This window comes from Mycobacterium sp. C31M, assembly GCF_053345865.1.
In genome coordinates this window covers 79,235-97,026 of record NZ_JBKFAX010000006.1, presented here as the reverse complement: position 1 = coordinate 97,026, position 17,792 = coordinate 79,235, and the positions used below count along the sequence as shown (strand labels likewise).

The window sequence follows — 17,792 nt, the reverse complement described above, 5'->3', positions numbered from 1 at the left end:
CTGGACCTTGCGCTGTCGGCCGCACCGGAGGCACTGCGGCCGGCCGCCGATGTGGTGGGCACCGACCGCTTGCTGTACGGCAGCGATATCCCGTTCGCCCCGGGAGGGTTCATCGACCGCAACACCGCCGCGGTCAGCTCGGATCTGGTGGCCCGGACCAGGGACAACACCGCTCGGTTGTTCGCCTCAGCAGCGCCTACTGTGCGTTGAGCGCTACCTGCACTACGGGCTAGTAACATAGCCGCCAAACCGTTTGTACGGCGGTTCGCGGCGTGCCCACCGCCCGGTCCCGCTGCGCCGATGAGCTGCACCGATACGAGATAGCGATATGAGCAACGACACGTCCACCGGCGAGAGCGTGGCCCTCGCCGAGCCGCAGGAGACGCCGGAGCCACCACAGCCCGCGCCGCCCACCCCGCCCGGGGAGGACGGGGCGACGACGCCGGGCGGCCCAACCATGGTGCTGGTGGGACTGACCGCGTACATCACCTACAAGGTATGGCGGTACCGGCGCCGGCGCGCCAAGCGGAGCTGACCGGCTAGCCGCCAGCCCACCGGTACCGGTTCGTCCTCCGCCGGCGCGGGCCGTTCCCGCGGTGCCCGCCGACCCGACGGCCACCAGTTGTACTTGCCGAACAGCACCGCCAGCGCCGGCACCGTCAGGGTGCGCACCAGCAGGGTGTCCAGCAGCAGGCCGATACCGATGATGAAACCGCCCTGCACCATCGAACTGATACTGGAAAAGCACATGGCCAGCATCGGCGCCGCGAAGATCATGCCCGCCGAGGTGATGACGCTGCCGGTGGCGCGCACTGTCTTGATGACACCCGAGGAGATCCCGTGCGGGGATTCGTCGCGGATCCGGGAGATCAACAGCATGTTGTAGTCGGCGCCGACGGCCACCAACACGATGAACGCCAACCCCGGTGTGCTCGCCGCGATCTGCTGATCGGCCAGCACCTGCAGCACCAGCACGCCGATACCGAGCGCGGACAGGCACGAGATGATCACCGAGACAACCAGATACAGCGGGGCGACCACCGCCCGCAACAACAGCATCAGGATCACGAACACCACCGCGACCGTCATGATCACGATGAACAACAGGTCCCGGTCGTAGAAGTCGCGCAGTTCGCTGTAGTAGGGCGTCATCCCCGACATCGAGATCGAGGCATCCGCCAAAGCCGTGTTCACCTGGGCGCCCTGCGCGGTCACCAGGATCTCCTTCACCTGATCCATCGCCGCGGTGTCATAGGGGTTCAGCGAGGACTCGACGAGATAGCGGGCCGAATGCCCGTCGGGTGACATGAACACCTGCACGACATCCTGGAACTGCTCGTTGTCCAAAATCTCCGGTGAGACGAAGAAACCCGCGGTGCCCGGATCGTTGGCATTCCGTTTCATCGACATCAGGAACGCCGAGGCGTCGGACAGTCCCCGGCCCAGTTCGTCGGTCTGCTCGTCGAGCATCTTCACACCCTCGGCGAGCTGCCGACTGCCGTCGGCCAGTGCCGTTGCGCCCTGGTCGATCTGGGCGATCTGCTGCTGCAACCCACTCGAGCCGCCGGAACCCAAGGTGGAGAGTACCTTGGATGCGGCGTCCAGGGACGGCTGCACCTTGTCGAGCACCTCGACCACCCGCTGCCACCGGTCCCGGTCGGCTGCGCACGCCGGGTCCATATCGCAGTTCGGGTTGTTGCGCAGCGAGTCGACCACGAACCGGGTGAACTCCAGTGACTCCTTGAAGCTCTGCGCGTCGGTGACCACCGGACCACCGGGCATCTGCGGCAACAATTCGGAGTTGGTGAGCTGGCTGCGGACATCGGACATCGTCTTCTTCAGCCCGTCGAACACCGAAGTCGCCCTGGTCAGTTGGGCCCGCACCGAGGCCAGGCTCTCGGCGAGCTGGTCGGCTCCCCCGGTCAATTGCGCTCGTGCGTCCGTGCTCTCGGTGATCTTGTCCGACGCATCGGCCAGCCGGCTACCGATCTCACCGGCCTGGAAACTCAGGGTGGCCTGTTCCAGCGGTTCACCGGTGGGCCGGGTGACACCGCGCACCGTCTCGATGTTGGGGAGCTGGCTGACCCGCTGCGCCATCTGCTCCATATCGCCGAGTGCCTCAGTGGTGCGCAGATCGTGCGGTGACTGGATGAAGATGTACTGCGGCGCGGTGATACTGGCCGGGAAGTGCTCCTCGATGGCGGCCATCCCGACATTGCTCTCGGCCGACGGCGGCAGCGCGGTGCGTGCGTCATAGCTGGTGTCCATCATCAGCACACACAGCGCCAACGGCACCAGGATGATCATGCTGCCGACCAGATGCGCCGTCGGCCGCCGCACGATCCGGATGGCCGAGCGGCGCCAGAACTGCTTGGTGAGCTCGCGCCGCGGTTTGGCCCAGCCGCGCCGACCGCACAACACCAGGAACGCCGGCAGCAGCGTGATCGAGGACAGGAAGGCCACCACAATCGACACCGCTAGCGCGGGCCCGGCTGTCGAGAACACCTTGAGCGTGGTGAATCCCATGCCGAGGAAGGTGACCGCCACGGTGGCCGCCGAGGCGGCGATCACCTTACCGATCGCGGTGATCGCCTGCGCGACGGCGTCATCGGGGGCCAGCCCGGCCCGCAGGTATTCGTGGTAACGACTGATCAGGAACACCGCGTAGTCGACACCGGCACCGATCATCATCGCCGACATGAACACCAGCGTCTGCTGCGAGATGGCCAGCCCCATCTCTGCCAGGGCCGCGACGATCTGCGCCGCGGCCACCTGCGAGATGGAGATGGTCAGCAGCGGTAGCAGCATCGTCACGATGCTGCGGTACACCACCAACAGGATGATGAGCACCAAACCGACCGTGACGGTTTCGATCAGCCGCAGGTCGCGTAGACCGATCTCCTCGCGTTCGGCCACCGTGGCGGTCAGGCCGGTCATGTGCAGTGTCAGGTCCGAACCGGCGACCGATTCCTCGACATCCTCGACCACCCGTTGGTAGGCTTCGGTCGATTCCGGGGAGCCCAGTTCGCCGATGATGCCGACCGGGATGAACCACGCCCGGTCGTCCTGGCTCTGGAACACCGCACGCAACGGGGGCTGGCTGACGAAGTCCTGCACCATCACCACGTCGCGGACGTTGTCGTGCAGCCGTTCGACCAGCCGGCCGTACACCTGCTCGTCGGCCTCGGTGAGCCCGTTGTCGTTGGTGAGCACCACCAGCGCGATGTTCTGGATGCCCGGTTCCCCGAAATCTTCGGTCATCTGCTTGGTGGCTACCATCACCGCGGCGTCGCTGGGCAGCATCTCCTGATCGCGGTCACTGGCCAGCTGGATCAGTGGCGGGATGGTCGACACCAGAACCGACACCAGCACGAGCCAGGCCGCGATCACCCACCATGGCCGCCGGACGACGACGCGGCCCAGCAAACCGAAGAACCCGTTGACCGACCACTTCGGGGTAGCGCCGCGCATCCCCAGCTTCACGGCACCTCGTGGATCTGTCTCAACCGGTCGCCGTAACCGTCCAGCGCGTCGAGGGTCAGCATGTCCTGGTGGCTGCAGTCCACCGGATGCACGGTGACGGGACCGTCGACATGTTCGCGCCACCGCCGGGTCAGGTAGCCGGCGCGGTCGATGTCGTCGCGTTCGGCGGAGAACAGGATGAGTTCACCGCGGAAGGTGCCGGCCTGGTGGCCGCGGTAGCAGGCGATGTTGGTGTCGAAGTTGTGCACCATCTGGTCCACCAGAGCCGTGATGTCGAGATCACCGATCAGGACGTCGATCTGGCGCCTGTCCACCGCATGCGCGGCCTTGTCGCTCAGGCTGGGTTCGGCGTCCAGCAGCACCAGCCGGTCGACGACGGCGCCGCGGTCCTGAAGCTCCACCGCGATGGCATGCGCCAGCACACCGCCGTAGGACCAGCCCAGTAGCCGGTACGGTCCGCCCGGATGGTGGGCCTGCAGGCGGTCGGCGTACCGGACGGCAAGGTCGCGCAGCGAGGTCGGGTCGGGCTCACCTCGCACCTGCTGGATTCCGATGACGGGGTTGTCGAGGATACCGGCGAACACCTGGTAGGGCCAGCTCACACCGGTGACGGCGTGCGGGGTGAACACCGGGATGCCGGTACCGTCCTGCAGGACCTGCAGTGCGGCGATCTCGGCGCCGGTCGGGGCGTTCAGTCGCTGCGCCAGCCCGGCCACCGTCGGGGCTTCGAAGACCGCCGACACCGAAAGATCGCACCCCAGCGCGGTATTGGCGTCGGCGACCAGCCGCATGGCGGCGATGCTGTCACCGCCGAGGTCAAAAAACGACGCATCGATGTCGACGGCCGCCTCAAGTCCGAGGACCGCGGTGAACACCGCGGCCAGCTGTTGCTCGGTGTCGGTGCGTGGGCCGCGATGCGCGCCCGTGGCATACCCGGGGGCGGGCAGGGCGCGGGTGTCGAGCTTGCCGTTGACGGTCACCGGCAGCGCTGCGAGCGCGACCACCGCGGCGGGCACCATATAGCCGGGCAGCACGTCGGCGAGCGCGGCCCGGGCGGCCGCCGGGTCGGCGCTGCCGGTGATGTAGCCGACCAGCCGCTGCTCACCGGGAGTGTCGGTGCGGACGATGACGGCCGCCTGGTCGACGCCGTCGAGTGCGACCAATGCCGTTTGCACATCACCGAGTTCGATACGGTAGCCGCGGATCTTGACCTGGTCGTCAGAGCGTCCGAGATGCTGCAGTTGGCCGTCGCTGCCCCAGCGGGCCAGGTCGCCGGTGCGGTACATCCGGGTGCCCGGCGGCCCATACGGGCAGGGCACGAACCGGGTCCCGGTCAGCGCCGGACGGTGCAGGTACCCGGCGGTGACGCCGGTGCCGGCGATATACAGCTCGCCGACGACACCGACCGGAACGAGTCGCAGCCGGTCGTCGAGCACAAAACACGCCGCCCCGGGCACCGGTGCGCCGATCGGCATCGGCCCGCCGACGGTCAGCGGCGTACTCACCGAGGCGTAGATGGTGGTTTCGGTGGGTCCGTAGATGTTGACCATGGTGCGGCCGTCGGCGCTGAAGCGGTCCACGAGGTCCTGTCGGCACGCTTCGCCGCCGATCAGCATGGTCACAGATTCCAGCCCGTCGGGGTCCAGCATGGCTGCCGCCGAGGGGGTTTGGGCCAGGGCGGTGACCTGTTCGTCGATCAGCAGGGTGTGCAGATCCGTCGGTGAGGCTGTGACATCCTCGGGAACCACCACCAGGCGGCCACCGTGCAACAGCGCCGCCCACATCTCCCCCACCGAGAAGTCGAAGGCGAAGGCGTGAGTGAGCGTCCAGACGGCATCGGCCAGTCCGATGACCGGGGTGCCGAACTGGCCGGTGACGTTGTGATGGCTGACGACAACACCTTTGGGGACACCGGTGGTGCCGGAGGTGTAGATGATGTAGGCCAGGTCATCAGGGTCGGGGCCTTCTGGTGCGGTGACCGGCTGATAGTCGAGCCGGACGTCGTCTGGTGTGATGACCGGCAGGCCGTCGAAACGGTCGGCCAACTCGACGCTGGTGACCGCGGCGACGGGCGCGATATCGGTGAGCATGAAGACGCGGCGTTCGGCGGGCACACCGGGATCGATCGGTAGGTAGGCAGCGCCGGATTTCAGGATGCCGAGCACCGCGACGACACCATCGGCGCAGCGTGGGAAGGACAGTGCGACGAATCGTCCGGCGCGGGCCCCGTGGGTGACGAGCATCTGCGCCAACCGGTTTGCCGCCTCGTCGAGTTCCCGGTAGGTCAGTGTTTTTCCGGCACAGCTCAGCGCGGGTGCGTCCGGGGTACGCGCGACCTGCGCAGCGAACAGTTGCACGATCGAAACCGGGGCCGCCGGCCGGTCCAGCACGGTCCGGTGGCCGATCTCGTCGAGACGGGCGCGGGCGGTGTCATCGAGGACGTCGATCGTGGTGAGAGCTTGCGCCGGATCATCGGTGATGGCGGTCAGGATTCGTTCGAACCAGACGGCGACGGCATCGATATCCTCGATGACGTCGGTGTCGTACTCGATACGCAAGGTCAGCCGTGGCCCGGGCGCGGCTTGCACCGTCAGCGGGTAGTGGTTCTGCTCGTGGGTTCGGAACCCGGTGATGGCAAGTCCGTCGTCGGACCCTGCGGCCGCGGCGCTCAGCGGGTAGTTCTCGTAGACGAACATGGTGTCGAAAAGCTGTTCCTGACCGGTCATCCGGTGGATCACGGCCAGTGCCACGTGCTGGTGATCCAGGGTCGCGGTGTGGGTGTCCTGCAGCCGGGTCAGCAGGTCGGCGCCGGTGCCGGCGCTGGTCGCCCGGACCGGGACGGTGTTGATCAGCAGTCCCACCATGTGTTCGGCACCGGCGATCTCCGCGGGTCGACTCGACACCGCGGTACCGAACACGATGTCGTGTTCTCCGGTCAGGGTCATCAACAGCCGAGCATAGGCGGCCTGCAGCACCACGTTGGTCGTGGTGTGCCGCGCCCGGGCCACCTCGCTCACGGCAGTGGTCAGCCGTTCGGGCAGTTCGAACGTGCGAACTGCCCTGGGCCCCCGTGACTTCCGTGTGCTCAGCAGGGTCGGCGTGTCGAATCCGTTCAGCACCTGCGCCCACGCGGCGCGGGCACTGTCGAGGTCGCGGCCGGCGAGCCAGCCGACGAAGTCACGGTATGGAGCCGCGGCCGGCAGTCGCTGTCCATGGTAAACGGCGAAGATCTCGTGCAGCAGGATGGGCAGCGACCAGCCGTCGAGCACGATGTGATGGTTGGTCAGGATCAGCCGATGCTGCCGTTGTGCGGTGCGGACGACGGCGACTCTGATCGGTGACTGCCGGCCGACATCACCGACCGCGACACGTTCCGCGACACACACCTGCTCGATCTGGCTGTCCGACAACCGGTCCAGGTACTGCCAGGCCGCAGTCGGCTCGGCCGGAATGACCGCGACGGTCTGCTCGAATCGGGCGTCCAGATGCGGGTGCCGCATCAGCACAGCTTCCACCGCGCGATGCAGGCGGTGTGCATCCAGCTCGCCGGCGACGGTGAGGTCGAGTTGCACCGCGTACGCGTCGGATTCGGCCGTGCTGCTGTGGTAGAGCAGGCCCTGCTGCAGCGGTGTCAGTGCCACGATGTCGGCCACCCGGTGCCGGCGGGACAGCTCGTCGATCTGAGGTTGGGTCAACTCGGCGGGCGCGATATCGGACGGGGTGAGTCCGCCACCACCGGCCCGGACATGGGCGCAGATGCCGCGCAGGGCCTCGAACCACAACCTGTTCAGGCGGTCCACCGCATCGTGGTCGAGGACCGAGGTGGCCCATGTCCAGTTGGCCTGCAGCTGCAGGCCATCACCGGTGTCGACGGTCGCGGCGTTGACGTCGACGGTGTGCATGAGCGGCATCGGTACGGCGGCGCAGACCGCGGTGATGGTGGCGTCGGTGGCCGGGGTCCACAGGTCGGCGGGTAGCGCGCCGCCGCCGAGGCGGCCGAAGTAGTTGAATCCGATGGCCGGTTCGGGACCGTCGAGGTCGCCTGCATCATCGAGGTAGCGGGCCAGGCCGTAGCCGATGCCGTCGGGGTGTGCCCGCAGTTGTTCCTTGATGTTCTTGAGGATCGGGCCGAGTGCGGGGTCGCCGGTCCGGATCTGCTCCCAGCTGAGTGTGCCGGGGGTCAGGGCGACCGGGTATTTGGTGGTGAACCAGCCCACGGTGCGGGACAGCTCGATATCGGGGCCGAGTTCCTCGTTGCGGCCGTGCCCCTCCACGTCGATCCCGACGGTTGCTTGCCCGGTGAATTCGGCTACCGCCAGCGCGAATCCGAGCAGCAGGATGTCCTGCACGCCGGTGTGAAAGGCGGCCGGGGCGGCGCCGACCAGGGTCTGTACGAGGTCGGTGTCCGTCAGGGATGCTGACAGGCGGCCGGCGGCGGCATAGGTGTCGAGCTCGGGCTGGATGGCCGGGAGTGCCGGCGGGGTCGCCGCGATGCGGCGCCAGGTGTCGGCGTCGGAGGCCGCGGTGGTGGCGTATTCGGCGAGCAGGTGCGACCAGGTGGCGAACGAGGTTCCGCCGGTGGGTAGTTCGATCGGCTGGCCGGCGCGGTGCTGCCCCCAGGCGACGTTGAGGTCTTCGGCCAGGATTCGCCAGGACACCCCGTCGACCGCGAGGTGGTGGACGATGAGCAGCAGTCGTGCACCGTCCCACAGCGCCCGCAGCGTCACCCCGGCGCCGGGGTCGAGCTCGGTCCGGGCTGCCTGCACGGTGGCCTCGGTGAGCGTCTCCACGGTGCGCAGGCAGTCTTCGGCGCGCACCGTTCCCGGTGCGGGAACCTGCAGCGAGTCGCCGACGGCCTGCGCGCGCAGCATGGCGTGTCGATCGAGCAGTGCCTGCAGGATCACCAGTACATCGGCTTCCCCAGTGCCGGCCGGTGCTTGCAGCAGCATGCTCTGGTTGAATTCCGTTGTCGGGCCGTCGACCTCGGCGAGCCAGCGGATGATCGGCGTGGCCGTCACCGGTCCCACCCCGTCGTCGACGGGGCCGTCGGCGTCGGCGGTGCCGACGACCAGCGCCAGCCGGGCCGGTGTCTGTTCGACGAACATGTCGCGCGGCCGGCAGATCAGCCCGGCGGCCCGGGCGCGGGCCACGGCCTGCATGGACATGATGCTGTCGCCGCCGAGTTCGAAGAAGGAGTCGTCGACACCTACCCGGTCGAGGCCGAGCACCTCGGCGTAGATCGCGGTGAGTGTCTCCTCGACGGGTGTGGCGGGCGCGCGGTAACGGTCCGGCTGGTCGTAGGTCGGTGCGGGCAGGGCACGGCGATCCAGCTTGCCGTTCGGGGTCAGTGGCAGCGTGTCGATCGCGACGACCGCGGTGGGCACCATGTACGGCGGCAGCACCGGGATCAGAGCCGTCCGTGCTGCACCCGGGTCGACGCCGCCGGTGATGTAACCGACCAGCCGCTTGTCCCCCGGACGGTCCTCCCGGGCGATCACCACCGCCTGCTCGACACCGGCGACACCGGCCAGTGCGGCCTGCACATCACCCAATTCGATACGGAACCCCCGGATCTTGACCTGATCGTCGGCGCGTCCCAGGTACTGCAGTTGACCGTCGGCGCCCCAGCGCACCAGATCGCCGGTGCGGTACATCCGGGTGCCACCGCCGGCGAACGGGCAGGCGACGAAGCGTGAGGCGGTCAGCTCGCCGCGGCGCACATAGCCTGCCGCGACACCGGATCCGGCGATGTACAGTTCGCCGACGACTCCGACCGGCACCGGCCGCAGCCGGTTGTCGAGCACGAAGGCCGCCGCACCGGGCACCGGGACGCCGATCGGGACGGCCGGGTCGGTGGCCCGCAGGGGTGCGCTGACCGTGCCGTAGATGGTGGCCTCGGTGGGACCGTACGCATTGATCATCCCGCGTGAGGACCACCGGTCGACGAGTTCGGCCGGGCAGGCCTCACCTGCGACCACCAGCGTCGTCGAGTCCAGCCCGTCGGGCGCCAACATCATGGCAGCCGAGGGTGTTTGGGTGAGCATGGTGACCTTCTCGGCCACCAGCAGTGCATGCAGATCCTCCGGGGTGCGGGCGACCTCTTCACCGACGATGACCAGGCGTCCCCCGCGCAGCAACGCACCGAAGATCTCCCACACCGAGACATCGAAGGCCAGCGAGTGCCACTGCGACCACACCCCGGCCGGGGCCAGGTCGTCGCCGGCCGGTCCCAGTAAGCCGACAACGTTGGCATGGCTCACAGCAACACCTTTGGGCTTGCCGGTGGTGCCGGAGGTGTAGATCAGGTAGGCGATATCGTCGATTGCGGGCGCAGGCAGCGCGGTGGCCGGATACCGGTGCAGGGTCTCGATTTCGACATCGGTGAACACCGTGATCGGTGCGGCGTCGGTGAGCATGAACTCGACGCGGGCCGCAGGCAGGGTCGGATCGATCGGCAGGTAGGCGGCGCCGGTCTTGAGGACGGCGAGGATCGCGATGATCGCCTCGGCGGAGCGGTGTAGCTGCAGGCCGACCGTCTGACCGGGCCGCGCGCCGTCGGCAGACAGCTTGTGCGCCAATCGGTTCGACGCGTCGTCGAGGTCGGCGTAGGTCCACGACCGGTCGCCGTGGGTGAGCGCGACCGCCACCGGAGTGCGGGTGACCTGCGCGGTGAACAGGTCGACCAGCGAGCCAAGGGTGGGGCGCGGTTGCGTCAGGGCCGGCAGGTGTTCGAGGTCGGCGAGCTGGTCGTGTTCGGTGTCGTCGAGCAGGTCGACCGTCGACAGCGGCCGCTCCGGTGCGGCGGTGGCCGCGGTGAGCACCCGCTCCAGCCGCGCGATCAGGGTCTGCACGGTGCCCGGGTCGAACACATCGGTACGGTATTCAACCTCGCCGCCGATGCCGGCCGGTGTGCCGGTGGCCGACCAGCGTTCCGACAGTGAGAAGGTCAGATCCATCCGGGCCGACCGGCTGTACAGCGGCAGTGATTCGATGTCGACACCCTTGAGCCCGGATCCGCCGGCGGGGTCGGTGAGGCCGCCGAAGTTCTGCCAGGCCAGCAGTACCTGCACCAGCGGGTGGTGGGCCAGGCTGCGGGTGGGGTTGAGCCGCTCGACGAGCACCTCGAACGGGACGTCCTGGTGCTCGAAGGCCTCCAGGCTGCGGGTGCGCACCTGGGCCAGCAGGTCGGTGAAGCTGGGGTCGTCGGTCAGGTCGGCCCGCAGCACCATGGTGTTGACGAAGAATCCGACCAGGTCGTCCAGCGCGGGGTCGCGGCGTCCGGCGATCGGGAAGCCCACGGCCACATCGGTACTCGCACTGATCCTGGAGAGCAGTGCGAGCAGGCCGGCCTGCACCACCATGAACGGGGTCGCATTGTGGGCGCGCGCCACCCGGGTGATCTGCTGTTGCAGGTCGGCCGGCCAGTTCACCTCGACGGTATCACCGGCCAGATCGGCGACCCGCGGGTGCGGGCGGTCGGTGGGCAGGTCGAGGCGCTCCGGCATCCCGGCCAGGGTCCGTTCCCAGTAGCCGAGCTGCGCGGCGATCCGGCTATCGGCGTCGTGCAGGTCACCGAATTGTGCTCGCTGCCACAGGGTGTAGTCGACGTACTGGACTCCCAGCGGTTCCCAGCCCGGCGGCCGGCCCACACTGCGTGCGGCGTAGGCCACCGCGAGATCGGCGACCAGAGGTCGCAGTGACCAGCCGTCGGCGGCGATGTGATGCAGCACCGTCACCAGCACGTGCTCGTCCTCGGCGATGCGGAACAGGTGGGCGCGGATCGGGATATCGGCGCTGAGGTCGAAGCTGCGCTGTGCCACCGCGTCGACGGCCTGCAGCAGCCGGTCTGTCGACCAGTCGGCGGCATCGGCGATCTGCCAACCGAAGTCGGCGCGCGCGGCGGGGACGATGACCTGTTGCGGGGTGCCGTCGGTGGCGGCGAACACGGTGCGCAGGCTTTCGTGCCGCCCCACCACATCGGCGAGCGCCGCGGCCAACGCGGCGGTGTCGAGGGCGCCGCGGCAGCGTAGGGCCGAGGCGACGTTGTAGGCAGCGGAGCGGCCGTGCAGTTGGTCGATGAGCCACAGCCGGCTCTGCCCGAAGGACAGCGGGATCTCTGCGGGCCGGGCGGTGGCCACCAGCGGTTCCCGAGCTTTGTCGCCGTCCCCGATGCAGGCCGCAAGCCCGGTGACGGTCGGCTGTTCGAACACCATTCGCACCGGCAGGTCGACGTCGAGCGCGGCATTGATCTCGGCGACCAGTCGCATGCTGGACAGCGAGTCGCCACCGAGATCGAAGAACGAATCGTCGACCCCGACCCGGTCCACCCCGAGCACCCGGCCGAACACCGCGGCCAGCACCTCTTCGGCGAGATTGCCCGGCGCACGGTGTGATCCGCCGGTGTAGTCGGGTTCGGGTAGCGCGCGGACGTCGAGCTTGCCGCTCACCGTCATCGGTAGCTCGGGTACGTCGACGACCGCGGCGGGCACCATATAACTCGGGAGCCGCTGGGCCAGGGTGGCGCGCACGTCACCGGGGTCGGCGGCGCCGGTGAAGTAGCCGAGCAGCCGGCGCCTGCCCGCGGGGTCCGGGCGGGCGATCACCACGGCATGCTCGACGCCGGCGACGGCGGCCAGTGCCGAGCGGACCTCACCGAGTTCGATCCGATAGCCGCGGATCTTGACCTGATCGTCGGCGCGGCCCAGGTACTGCAGTTGGCCGTCGGCACCCCAGCGGACCAGATCACCGGTGCGGTACATGCGCTCCCCCGGCGGCCCGAACGGGCAGGGCAGGAAGCGGGTCGAGGTCAGTGCGGAGCATTGCCAGTAGCCGATACCGACACCGCTGCCTGCGACGTAGAGTTCGCCGATGGCGCCGGGCCGGACCGGCCGCAACCAGTCATCGAGCACGAACAGGGCCGCGCCGGGCGGTGGCGAACCGACCGGCGGAGCACCCGATCCCGTCTGTAGCGGGGCGCTGGCGGCGGCCCAGATGGTCGCCTCGGTGGGGCCGTACAGGTTGACCATCACCCGGTTGGGCTGATCGTGTTCCTCGCGGCCGCCCCAGCGGTCGACCAGTTCGGGTGGGCAGGCCTCCGCACCGACCATGAGGGCCACCGAATCCAACCCGTCGGTGGACAGTACCGCCGCCGCCGACGGTGTCTGGCACAGCACGCTCACCCGTTCGCGGATCAGCAACTCGTGCAGGGCATCGGCGGAGCGGGCGGTCTCCTCGGGCACCACCACCAGCCGTCCGCCGTGCAGCAGGGCGCCCCAGGTCTCCCACACCGAGAAGTCGAAGGCGTACGAGTGGAACTGGGTCCATACCTGGCCGGGAGCCATCTCGATGCCGATATCGACTCCGTCGTACAGCCGGGTGAGGTTGCGGTGGCTGATGGCAACACCTTTGGGCCGGCCGGTGGTGCCGGAGGTGTACATGATGTAGGCGATATCGTCGGGCTGTGGCGCGGGGATGTCGATCGGGTCATCGACTGCCACGGATGCCTCGATATCGATGATCGGCACCGGGTGACCGTCCAACTGATCGGCCAGTTCGGTGGTGGTCAGTGCAGCGACCGGTGCGGTGTCGGCGAGCATGAACGCGATGCGCTCGGCGGGCATCAGCGGGTCGATCGGCAGGTACGCCGCACCTGATTTGAGCACGGCGAGGATCGCGACGATCGCGTCGGCCGAGCGCCCGAACAGCAGTGCCACGACCCGGCCCGGGCCCGCACCGTCGGCCACCAGCCGCCTGGCCAGCCGGTCCGACGCGTCGTCGAGTTCGTGGTAGCTCAGAGTGGTGTCCCGATACACCACCGCGATCTCGTCGGGGGTCCGGACGGCCTGGGCGCGGAACTGCGCGGGGATGGACACCGCGGACCCCTGCCGGGTCAGGGCGGCTCGGTTGCCCCAACGGTCCAACATCGCGTGGTCCTCTGTGTCCAGGCCGGCGAGGGTGGCCAGCGGCCGGTCGGGATGGTGCGTCATGGCCGTCAGGACACGGGCGAATCGGGTGACAAGCGCGGCTATTTCGGTGGGTTCGAATACCGCGGCGTCATACTCGATGCGCAGGGTCAGGTCCGGGCCGGGCTGGGCCTGCACGGTGAGTGGGTAATGGCTGGACTCGCGGGTGGTCACGCCGGTGACAGTCAGGTCGCCGCCATCGTCACCGCCTCCCGACAGCGCGGCGGTGTCGACGGGGTAGTTCTCGTAGGCGAACATGGTGTCGAACAACTGATCCTGGCCGGTGCTGCGGTGAATCTCGGCCAGTGCCAGGTGCTGATGGTCGAGAGTGGCCCGGTACCCGTGCTGCAGTTGGTCGAGCAGGTCGACGGTGGTGGTGCGTGTGGTGAGCGCGGCCCGCACCGGCACGGTGTTGATGAACAGACCGACCATGGACTGCACGCCAGGGATCTCGGCCGGGCGGCCGGAAACCGTGGTGCCGAAGGCGATATCGTGCCGGCCGGTCAGCCAGCCCAGCACCTGGGCATAGCCGGCCTGCAGCACGGTGTTCGCAGTGGTGTGCCGGGCACGGGCCAATGCGGTGACCGCCTCGGCCAGACCGTCCGGCAGCGTGGCGGTGTGTACCCCGTGTGGTCCCGGAGTGGCGCCGGGGGCGACCAGGGTGGGGTCGGCGAAGCCGGCGAACTGCTCGGCCCAGACGGAGCGGGCAAGGTCCCGGTCGCTTTCGGCGAGCCAGGTCAGGTAGTGCCGGTACGGGGTGGACGCGGGCAGTCGGTGACCGTGGTAGGCGGCGAAGATCTCGCCCAGCAGGATCGGCATGGACCAGCCGTCGAGCACGATGTGGTGGTTGGTGAGTACCAGGCGGTGGCGGTCGGCGGCCTCCCGGATCACCAGCACCCGCAGCGGCGGTCCGGTGGTCAGGTCGCACACCGCGGCACGCTCGGCCGCGCATTCTGTCCCGATCGCATCGACATCGGTGAGATCGACCTGCCGCCAGGCCAGTACCGGGTCGGCGGGGATGACCTGCACCGGTTGGGCGTAGCGGCGGGGGAAGTCGGCGACGAGGTGCGGATGTCGGGTGAGCACGGTGTGCATGGCGGCCTGCAGGCGGTCGGTGTCCAGCGGTCCGGTCAGCGCGATGTCGAGTTGTCCGGCGTACTGGTCGCCGCCAGGCTGCCCCGTCGACGCGTGGAACAGCAGTCCCTGTTGCACCGGGGTGAGCGGCAGGATGTCGGCGATCCGGTGGGTGCGTTGCAGGTCGTCGATCTGCGCCTGGTCGAGCACGGTGGGCGCGATATCCGATGGGGTGAGTCCGCCGCCCCCGGCCCGGATGTGGGCGCAGATCCCGCGTAGCGCCTCGAACCACAGCGCACCCAGTCGGGCCACCCGGCCCTCGTCGAGCGCCGAGGGCGCCCAGGTCCAATTGGCCTGCAGCACGGTGCCATCGGAGCTTACGACGGCGGCCGCGTTCAGGTCCAGGGTGTGCATCAACGGCATCGTGATGGCCGCCGCAGTTTCGACGACCGTAGCCGTCTCGGTCACCGAGGTGTCGCGGGCGATGCGCCACAGGTTCTCCGGCAGCTCGTCGAGGCCGCCGAGCCGGCCGAGGTAGTTGAATCCGATGGCCGGGTCGGGTGTGTCGAGGTCGGTGTCGTCACGCAGGTACCGCAGCAACCCGTAGCCCAGCCCGGTGGGAATGGACCGCAGCTGTTCCTTGAGATCCTTGAGCACCCGTCCCAGTGCGGGTCCGCCGGCGACGACCTCCGGCCACGACAGTGTGCCGGGCCGCACCGCCACCGGGTACTTGGTGGTGAACCAGCCGACGGTGCGGGACAGGTCGATATCGGCGCCGAGTTCCTCATGCCTGCCGTGGCCCTCCACATCCACCGCCATGGTGTCGGTGCCGAGCAGTTCCGCTGCGGCCAAGGCGAATCCGCAGAGCAGGATGTCCTGGATACCGGTACGGAAGGCCGCGGGCGCCGCGCCGAGCAGGGCCTCGGTGGTGTCGGCATCCAGCGTGGTGGTCAGCCTGCCGGCGCCGGCGAAGGAGTCGGTGTCCGGCTGGACCGGCGGTAACCCCGAAGGAGCGGTGACGATCTGTCGCCACGTCGGTGCGTCGGCGAGCAGTTCGGCCGACTGGGCGTGCGCGGCGAGGATCGACGACCACCGCTGCAAGCTGGTGCCGGCTGAAGGGAGGGCGATCTCGCTCCCGGCACGGCGTTGTTGCCAGGCGATATTGATATCTTCCAAAAGGATTCGCCAGGATGCGGCGTCGACGGCGAGGTGGTGGACGATGACCGCGAGCCGCCCGGCCGACGGCACCCAAAGCGCACGCATCATGACTCCGGCGGCGGGGTCCAGTTCGGCGCGGGCCGACTGCAGTGCCTCGTCGGTCAGGGCGCGCACCGTCTGCAGGCAGGTGTGCACGGCGACGGCACCGACGGGCGGGATCTCGACGGTGTGCTCATCGCGCACCCGCAGTCGCAGCGCGGGATGCCGATCCAGCAGTGCCTGCAGCACGGCTTCCACATCGGCCGTGATGACCCCGACGGGTGCCTGTACCAGCACGGTCTGGTTGAACTCGTCGGTGGGGCCGTCGACGTCGGCCAGCCAGCGCATGATGGGTGTCGCAGTCAGCGTTCCGATGCCGTCATCGTCGGCGTCGGGGCCCGCCGGGTCCGAGGCGGTGCCGACCACCCGCGCCAGTCGGGCGACGGTCTGTTCGACGAAGATGTCGCGGGTGCGGCAGTTCAACCCGGCGGCACGTGCCCGCGTCACGACCTGCATCGAGGAGATGCTGTCGCCGCCGAGATCGAAGAAGGAGTCCTCGACACCGACGGCGGTGGGTGCCAGGCCCAGCACCTCGGCGTAGATACCGGCCAGCAGTTCCTCGACGGCATCGGCGGGCGCCTGATAGGCGGTGGTGCCGAAATCCGGTGCGGGCAGCGCCGACACGTCGAGTTTGCCGTTGGGGGTCAGTGGCAGTTCGGGCACCGCGAGGACGGCGGCCGGGATCATGTAGCCGGGCAGCGTGTTCACCAGTGCGGCGCGTGCCCGCGCCGGATCGGCGGATCCGGTGAGGTAACCGACAAGGCGGTCGTCACGGGCGATCACGACCGCCTGGTCGATACCGTCCACCGCGGCCAATGCGGCCTGGACATCACCGAGTTCGATGCGGTACCCCCGGATCTTGACCTGCTGGTCGGCACGGCTCAGGTAGTCCAGCTGACCGTCGGCGCGCCACCGCACCAGGTCGCCGGTGCGGTACATGCGCTCGCCGGGCGGCCCGAACGGACAGGCCAGGAAGCGACCGGCGGTCAGCCCGCCGCGGTGCAGGTAGCCGGCGGCCACCCCGTCGCCGGCCACGTACAGTTCACCGACCACGCCGACCGGGACCGGTTGCAGCCGTGCGTCCAGCACGAACAGCGCGGCCGCGGGTACCGGGGTTCCGATCGGGGCCCCGGTCGACGGGGTCAGCGGTGCGCTGACGGACGCATAGATGGTGGCTTCGGTCGGCCCGTAGGCGTTGATGACGGTGCTGCCCGGTGTCTGCCAGCGCGCCACCAGTTCGTTCGGGCAGGCTTCCCCGGCGACGATCAGTGTGCGGCCGCCCAAGCCTTCGGTATCGAGTGCACCAGCGGCCGAGGGTGTTTGGCTGATGATGTTGACCTGTTCGGCGATCAGCAGGTCGTGCAGGTCCTCGGGCGCGCGGGCCACCGATTCGGGCACCACGACCAACCGGCCGCCGTGCAGCAGGGCACCGAAGATCTCCCAGACCGAGACGTCGAAGGCCAGAGAGTGCCATTGCGACCAGACCCCGGCGTGCGGCAGCGCGGATTCGGCCGCGATCAGGGAGGTGACGTTGTGATGATTGACGGCAACACCTTTCGGCATACCGGTGGTGCCGGAGGTGTAGATGATATAGGCGAGATCGTCGGCGGCCGGGGTGGGCAGCGGCCGCGCAGGACCCGGGGTCCGATCCCCCACGTCGAGGACAGCGCCCGAGCAACCGGCCAGCCGATCGGCGAGAACCGAATCGGTGAGGATGACGACCGGGGCCGCATCGTCGAGGATCAGACCCAACCGGGTGTCGGGCAGCGCGGGATCGATCGGCAGGTAGGCCGCACCCGATTTCAGGACTGCCAGGATCGCGATGATGGCGTCCGCGGAACGTGGCAGCAGCAACGCCACCACCTGACCGGCACCCGCTCCCCGACCGATCAGCGTGTGCGCGAGCGTGTTCGAGGCATCGTCGAGTTCGGTGTAGGTCATCGACGTGTCGCCATGGCGCAGTGCCACCACATCCGGGGCGTGGCGCACCGTCTCGGCGAACAGCGTGGTGATGGT

Annotated in this window: 4 protein-coding genes (1 of these 4 cut by a window edge); 2 read left to right on the top strand and 2 right to left on the bottom strand. The window is 68.8% G+C overall.

Going from position 1 to position 17,792, the window contains the following annotated elements; translation table 11 throughout:
- Positions 1-54: 54 nt before the first annotated feature.
- Positions 55-210, top strand: a complete 156-nt coding sequence (locus tag ACLBYA_RS11245; RefSeq protein WP_447709483.1) for a hypothetical protein — start codon at positions 55-57, stop codon at positions 208-210.
- Positions 211-328: 118 nt separating this feature from the next.
- On the top strand, positions 329-535 hold the full coding sequence (locus ACLBYA_RS11240; protein ID WP_447709482.1) for a hypothetical protein: 207 nt from the start codon (positions 329-331) through the stop codon (positions 533-535).
- Here the strand turns inward: ACLBYA_RS11240 and ACLBYA_RS11235 are convergent.
- Both ACLBYA_RS11235 and ACLBYA_RS11230 read right to left on the bottom strand, forming a co-directional pair.
- Complete coding sequence (locus tag ACLBYA_RS11235) at positions 490-3,483, bottom strand: MMPL/RND family transporter (RefSeq protein WP_447709481.1); 2,994 nt, start codon at positions 3,481-3,483, stop codon at positions 490-492. The two genes, ACLBYA_RS11240 and ACLBYA_RS11235, sit on opposite strands and share 46 nt — an antisense overlap.
- Positions 3,480-17,792, bottom strand: the end of a protein-coding gene (locus ACLBYA_RS11230; protein WP_447709480.1) for a non-ribosomal peptide synthase/polyketide synthase. It continues 16,515 nt past the right edge of the window; the window shows 14,313 of its 30,828 coding nt (coding positions 16,516-30,828); its start codon lies off the right edge, out of view; the stop codon is at positions 3,480-3,482. Before ACLBYA_RS11230 ends, ACLBYA_RS11235 begins: the two co-directional genes overlap by 4 nt.